This window comes from Haloarcula sp. JP-Z28 (assembly GCF_011440255.1).
GTDB lineage: Archaea > Halobacteriota > Halobacteria > Halobacteriales > Haloarculaceae > Haloarcula > Haloarcula marismortui.
On the sequence record NZ_JAAOHT010000113.1, the window covers coordinates 1 to 7,205 of the forward strand.

Below are 7,205 nucleotides of genomic sequence, written 5' to 3' on the forward strand. Positions count from 1 at the left end.
ATCACGACCCTTACGACCCTTGCAGCACCGATCGTGATGCCGGCCTGGGTGGTGTTTACCCTCGGTGAACAGATAAACGTCACCTTCGCAGAGATGTTCCAGAGCATCATTCAGATCGTCATTATTCCGGTGTTTCTCGGGTTCACGATCCGGTATCTGCTGGACCGCTATTCACCGAAAGCTGCTGAAATCGGTACCGATGTGTTCCCGGTTATCAGTGTTGCCGCCATTGTCGCGATCGTCGCTGGCGTCGTTGGCGCAAACGTGGATAATATTCTCACTGCCGGTCTACTCGTGCTGGTGGCAGTCGTTACTCACAACGCTATCGGGCTTGGCTCGGGGTACGGTGTCGGTCGAGCAACTGGGATGTCAACAGACCGCGTTCGGACCTGTGCGTTCGAGGTCGGCCTCCAGAACAGCGGGCTGGCCGTTGCGCTGGCAACGACCCTGTTTGAGCCTGCGGCCGCACTCATTCCCGCGCTGTTCAGCGTCTGGCATAACATCACAGGGCCGGCGCTGGCAAGCTTCTTTAGCTGGCAGGACAGCGGGCAGAAATCCGTTGAGGCTGTGCCAAGCGACGACTGATACTAGATTCCCAGCGGTACGGTTTTTCAGTATTACCGGACGTACAATCCGTCCACGTCCACCATACTCTGCTTATGCGTTACCGGCGATTGGAAACGCCAAACGAGTGCTGGCATCGCGGGCAGTGATATCGGGTCGTATATCCGGTGGTCGAAACGTCCCAGTCTCCTCCGACCATCCCGCTCTCAAAATCACAGTCCGGACAGAACAGGACCATCTTCGAGGGTGTTCCAGTAGTGTCTGTAGTTTCATTCCGTGCCATTTGCATTGATGTGTAACATGATGAATGGAGAGCAATATATGCTACCCCCCGGTTTTCAGCAATTGATATCACAGCCGCCCCGTGCTGTTTCCGGACAGCGGCGAGTCCGACCACATCGGAGTGGGAGATTCTGAAGCCCAGAAACCATGTTCACAGAGTGTCTATCCGCACATTACATCCTATCTGAGGGTGGAGTATCACCGATGTAACTACCTGACACCGGTGTCCGCGAGCACTTTTGGGCTAGCTACGCCTTCGTGTTGATGCTGGTACACCTACCGACAAAATATGTCTCAACAGAAATCAGATTTCGCTGACGACGCGGATATCGACGAATCACTGGACGAACTGGCCTCGGAGGAAACCATTGAGGAGACCGTCGAGAACTTGGAGGCAAACGGATTCGAGGTCATCGTCGTTGACTCGGCCGACGATGCACTCGCGGAACTGCAGTCACTCATCCCGGCAGAAGCGTCTGTGATGAACGGCCACTCGACGACACTCGAAGAGATCGGGTTCGACGAGTACCTGAGTGATGGGGACCACGGATGGGAGAGCCTTCCCGAGGAAATCTGGAGTATCGACGACGACGCAAAGCGCCAAGCTGCTCGGCGAGAGTCACAGACGGCCGATTACTTCCTCGGCGGCATCAACGGCATTTCCCAGACCGGCGAACTCGTCGCGGCGGACCGTTCGGGAAGCCGCATCGGTGCGTATCCGTTTGCGGCCAGTAACGTCGTTATCGTCAGTGGTGTGAATAAAATCGTGCCGACGCTTGAGGATGCGCTTGACCGACTGGAAACCGTCGCGTACCCCCTCGAAAACGAGCGTGCAAAGGAGGCCTACGGCGTCGACTCTGCGATCGCCAAGCAACTCATCCTCCGCCAAGAACTCGAAGAGGGTCGCACTACCGTTGTCCTCATCCGCGAACACCTCGGTTATTAACTGAAAGACACTCAGAAGCTAAGCGGTGGTCGGCCCCGCTGCCCTGCCTTTCTGGGCAGAAGCACACTATCAAAAAACAGCAATCCTCGGTAATTTCCAACCCTCGGTAGTTCTGCAGGTGGATAGCCTGTGATTGACCTGCTCCGGACCGTGTAGCAGAGAGAGTGCACCGTGAGGCAGACTGGCAGGAACTACGAAATCAGATGCGAATCGATATACGAGAACAGAGACGCTTTCGCTGCGGCCGTCGCGGCTTCACGGTTCGTCGTGAGGCGGCTATACATGGTTCCTTTAATCGTTGCCAGAATGTGTTCGGCCGCGTGTGTCGGATCGACATCGCGAAACACATCCGCATCAACGCCTCGCCGAACAGTTTTTTCGATGATTGTAGCAAGTCGAGTATCGATTTCGGTGAACTGCTCGCGAAACACCGCCCGCTCGAGTGCTTGCGGGGAGAGCGTGACTAAAACGCTGTGTAGCTGGCGTTTCTCTTCCGGTAGTTGACACGGGAGAAGTGTGCTGATGATGTGGTTGAGATCTTCTTTCGGGTTGTCACCGATGCTGGTGTTGATTGTCGCCTCGAATCGGTCAACGGTGAATCTGAGGAACCGGAGTAGGAGCGCGTCTTTTGAGTCGTAATAGTGGTATATCGTCGACTTGGCCTTGTCAAGCTCATCAGAGATACGCGATATCGAGAGCTCAGCGTACCCGCTGTTAACAAGCGCCCGGTGAGTTGCGTGCATAATTTCTTTTTCAGTTGCACACAGGGCATCGCTCTCGTCAGTCATACAGACAGTCGTCCCTCCTGACTTCGGCTGGGGTGGCAGTACGGTGCCGCTTGCTCAAGCGCGGTATCTGAGCGATCCTGACTAACTCGTTCAATTGGGACACGATGAGTCTCAAGTGAGCAGGAACCGAGGTGAGTGGACCGCATTAATTCACACTCCGTGATTGGCCCGACGAGAGCAGTGTCCCAAGCGTTCCACGGCTATGGTCCCAGATAACGATCGAGGTCGGAAGGACCAGTATGGACGCTACGAACGAATAGAGGACGCTGAGGGCGATCAGCAACCCGAACTGACCCAGGATCGGGACGACTGCGAGGACGAGTACTCCGGTGCCAGATGTTGTGGTGACCATACTGCCCGCCAATGCGCCACCTGTTCCCCGGACGCTAATGTCGAGTGCTTCGAGCAAGCCGACGTCGCCCCGGTACTCCTCGGAGAACCGATGGACGAGGTGGGCGGAGTAATCGATACCGAGCCCAATTCCGATCGATAACGTCGTTCCGGTGAGGACATTAAATGGGATGTCCAGATACCGCATTGTCGCAGCCAAGGCAGCAATGGTAAGCAGTATCGGGATGAGGTTCGCAGCCCCGAGCCCGGGACGGCGTTCGAGTAGCCAGTAGGCGAAGAACAGGAACGCTGCAGACGCGAGAATTGCGAGACCCAGGCTTATGTACGCCGACTCTGCGATTACATCCGAGACGGCTTTTAATACCACAACGCTACCGGTTGCGGTCGCCTCCATCCGGAACTCATCAGCAACGGCTCTCGTGTCATCTGTCACTTCCTGTTGACTCGCATCGGACTCAACGAAATATACAACTCGCGTGCGCGTGAAGTCGTCAGTCATGTACGATGCCGCGCGGTCACCGTACGGTGAGTCATACAGCGCGTTGTAGATAGTCGGAAGGTTCTGGTCGGGAACGCCGTTCCCGTTCTGGTCGTTCTGGGCGACGAGTTGTCGGAACTCCGGCGAAGCACGCTCGTAGCGGTTAATCACCGTCAGGATACTTGTCGTATCTGCACTTCCGCCGGCTGTGACAAATGAGTCAGGCGGGTCCTGATTCGCCCGGTAGATTTCCTCTAACGCTGTTCCATCCTGTAACGATCCTTCGACGTATATTGTTACTGTGTCACTCTCGCCACTCTCGAAGGTGTCCTCAAGATAGTTTATCTGTTTCGTGACTGTGTACTCGCTCGGAGCCACAGCTTCCGGCAGAACCTCGACGTACCCGGGGTTCTCCTCCGGTGGGAGGAAGTCCTCAGTGGTGAACCGGGTATCGATTCCAGTTCCATACGCCCCCATGGCTGCCGTAGACACCAGCACAAGAGCGAAGAATACGTACGGGGCCCGGCGGGCGATTGTGACACCGATAGTGAGGGATTTGCCGACTGCGGAGTCCTCAGAGCCGATCGGAGCGATACTGAATTCGGGGAGGTCGTATCGCACCCGCTGCCGGTCCGTGAAGTGTTTGAGCGACGGCAGGAAGATACCGAAAATAAGGAACGTGAATATGATTCCGACACTGGCGACAAACCCAAGGTCGCGGATCGGACCAAGCTGACTGGTCCCGTTGGCCGCGAATCCCAGAACTGTCGTGCCTGTCACGATGAAGAAGGCCGGGAGCAACTGGTCTGTTGCGGTCCGCATTGCGGGCGTCGGCTCGACATCCTCGACGCGCTCTTCACGATATCGGTTCACGGCGTGAATCCCAAAGTCGATTCCAATGGCGAGGAGCAACGGCGGGACTGTGATCAACATCTGCGTGAACGGGATACCGGCCCAGCCCATGAACCCGAATGTCCAGACAATCGCCATCGCAAGGGAGACGAGGCCGATGAGCAGATCAAACGGGTCCCGGTACGCGATAATGAGGAAGAACAGAATCAGGACCACAGCAGCCGGGACAACGAGTCCCAGCGAATCGGAGATAACACTGCTCAGTTCTGCAGAAATGAGCCCACTGCCGAAGACAGAGATATCACCGTCGACCGAACTGACGATAAACTCCGCTTCCTGCTGAATGGGCGTCAGTGGTGATGACCCCTCTGTCCCGGCACTGCTTGAGACACCTGACACCTCGTGGGTAACAGTCGTCAGTGTTGCCGATGCAGACGGCTCTTCTCGGTTCAGGTCGTTGCTGAGAAGTCCTGCGACTGCCGGCTGGCGCTCGAGCGTCGTTCGAGTGGCGGATTTGATTTCCGACTGTGAGGCTGCTTCTACGGCATCGATCTGTTCGGGCAGTGTCTCCGCGTCCGGGTCAAGCGTCTGTGCGACGGCCTGTGCAACACTCGTCGTTCCGACAACGTCCTGTGATTCGCGCTGTGTCAACCGGTTCTGGGCTTCCAGCATATTGAGGATGGCCGGCTTCGACAGGACGTTCTGGTCTTTCTGGATTAGCGTCGTGGAGCCAGTCCCCTCACCGAACGGTTCGCGTTCGAAGTTGTCGTTCACCTCGTCGAACGCTTCCTGTGCAGGAACGCCGTCGGTGAACTGTGATGTCCCCGAGTCGGTCGCAGTCATGCCGAATCCCGCCGACAGAATGAGGGTTGTGACGATGAACACAGCGACGACTGTCTTGTCACGGTTGACAATCCAATCGTCTAGGATGTCGATATATTTCTGGTAGTCTAACATTGTGTCATATACGTTAGCCTCGGAGAGTTACTGTCGGCTGTACCAGACCACGCCGCCAACGACTGCGAGAAGTCCAACACCACCGATAAGCCACAGTGGCGTCCCGCCGCTTCCGGACTGGTCCGTAACTTCTATTGGCAGACTGTAGGTGTCTGAAACCCGTTTGTCCCCGTCTGGCGTCTCATACTGGAAGTCAAGATTGAGCGGATACGTCTTGTCCAGCGCACTGCTTCCCGCTGAGAGCTGGACGGAAACCGTTTCTGACTCACCAGGTTCCAACTCAGCGATAAACGTTTCATCGTCACTGCTGCTGAGCGGATCATTGACGAACGCCTTGCCCTCAATGCTGGTCAGCGTCTTGTCTTTCGTATTCGTTATCGTAAACGTAATTGAGCGGTCTTGTCCGACGCCGAGCGTCGAATTCTGCATTTCGATGTCGAATTCGTCCTGACTGCCATCCACTGTTGAGCGAACTTCAAGTGTCTCTGCGTCAACCCTGTCATCGTTGTCGTCGCGATAGCTCACTCCGAAGTCAAACTGCCGAGCGCCTGCCTCTGCGCTGTTGGACACGTCAACACCAAAGCTGAAGTTGGCTGATTCGCCTGCATCGAGATTTCCGACAGCGTACTGCGTCTCTTTTGGCGATAGTGTCGACTGCTGGCTTTCCCAAGCGATAACAACGTTCTCAACATCACGCGTTCCAGTGTTTGTGAGGGTTGCACTCAGTGATCCGTCTTCACCGGCTTGGAGTGAGGTGTCAATATTGGACACGCCAAAGTTCTGTTCAGGTGCCGGACTGAGGCTCAACTGTACATCGTCATAGGTGCTGGTGTCGCCCTCGTGATCATCATACTGGACGTTGGCCGACAGCGCGTAGCTTCGGTCCTCGGCATCGGGGCTGGCTGTTGCATCAACTCGGACGGTCCGAACTTCACCGGGTTCCCAGTTGCCCACATATGCTGTTGTCGAGGAACTCTTGCCGAACGTTATATCGGCGTTCTGTGAAGCAAACGTAACAGATGCGTCATCAACAGTCAACGGGCCCGTGTTGCGGAGCTGAACCTCGTACGTTCCCGTGTTGCTGACGGCGACAGAGCTGCTTGAATTGACGACTGAGAACCGCTGTTCAGGATCAGGTTCGACTGCAATGGATTGTCCTGCTGATTGCGTTCGGAGGCCGTCCTCGTTGTCAAATGCGACCGACAGCTCAAACCCGTACGGCTCCGGCTCGGCGGCTTCAGCGGCACTCACACGATAATTGAACGTCCGGACTTCGCCCGGTTCCCACTCATCAACAAACCGTGAAGTTGCATCGCCGCCACTTACTGCGAGGTCCTGATTCCGGGATTCCAGCGTTACCGCAGCGTCCCGAGCGGAGCTGTCTCCGGTATTTTCGACGCTAACCGCTACCGTGCCCGTAGAGTCAACGCGGGCATTCGATGCAACATCAGTCACATTGAATGTGGCGTCATCGGTGACATCAATTTCGATGTCAACAGTTCGGGTTGTCCTGTCTTCGTCCCGTGCGCCCGTTCCTTCGGAGATATAGCTTGTGTGCTTGTAGTTTAGTTTCACTTGTGCGTCGTACGTTCCAGAGGAAGCGTCGTCATCCACGCTGATATCAAACGGGACTGTCACCTTCGGTCCGGCTTGGAGCGTGCCAAGACTTCGCTTCGAGTCCTTGACCGATATCGGCGCGTCACCGGAGCCAAGTGACACAGTAAGCCCCTTCGCCGTGGTTACCTCGCTGTTTAACGCCGGGTTCCGGGTGGAGCCACTGTCAAGATCGCCAGTGTTGACCAGCGAGATTTCGATTGTCCTTTGTTCACCAGGGGTGACGGTGTCGTCTTCGAGCGTTGCAACGATATCGGGGCTCCCAACGACCGCAGCGGTTGCCGTTCCGCTAGTTACGACAATGCCAACTACGGCCAGGAGTAGCAGCTTCTGTGCCTTCGGTGCCATATTAGTAAGACTTCCATTCAATCCG

General features: G+C 56.0%; 5 protein-coding genes. 2 read left to right on the forward strand and 3 right to left on the reverse strand.

Annotated elements, in window-relative coordinates; genetic code table 11:
* Together G9463_RS22690 and G9463_RS22695 are read left to right on the forward strand one after the other, a co-directional pair.
* The coding region (locus G9463_RS22690; RefSeq protein WP_165897904.1) for a bile acid:sodium symporter family protein at nucleotides 1-585 on the forward strand (585 nt) is incomplete at its 5' end.
* Nucleotides 586-1,135: 550 nt separating this feature from the next.
* Complete coding sequence (locus tag G9463_RS22695) at nucleotides 1,136-1,792, forward strand: lactate utilization protein (RefSeq protein WP_007190248.1); 657 nt, start codon at nucleotides 1,136-1,138, stop codon at nucleotides 1,790-1,792.
* 191 nt (nucleotides 1,793-1,983) lie between these two features.
* Here the strand turns inward: G9463_RS22695 and G9463_RS22700 are convergent, their stop codons facing one another.
* The 3 genes from G9463_RS22700 to G9463_RS22710 form a co-directional block, all read right to left on the reverse strand.
* A complete protein-coding gene (locus G9463_RS22700; RefSeq protein ID WP_011222618.1) occupies nucleotides 1,984-2,580 on the reverse strand; it encodes a TetR/AcrR family transcriptional regulator in 597 nt (198 codons plus the stop codon).
* Between the two features lie 145 nt (nucleotides 2,581-2,725).
* On the reverse strand, nucleotides 2,726-5,218 hold the full coding sequence (locus tag G9463_RS22705) for an RND family transporter (protein ID WP_165897905.1): 2,493 nt from the start codon (nucleotides 5,216-5,218) through the stop codon (nucleotides 2,726-2,728).
* Between the two features lie 27 nt (nucleotides 5,219-5,245).
* On the reverse strand, nucleotides 5,246-7,180 hold the full coding sequence (locus G9463_RS22710; protein ID WP_165897906.1) for a COG1361 S-layer family protein: 1,935 nt from the start codon (nucleotides 7,178-7,180) through the stop codon (nucleotides 5,246-5,248).
* Between the last annotated feature and the right edge of the window lie 25 nt (nucleotides 7,181-7,205).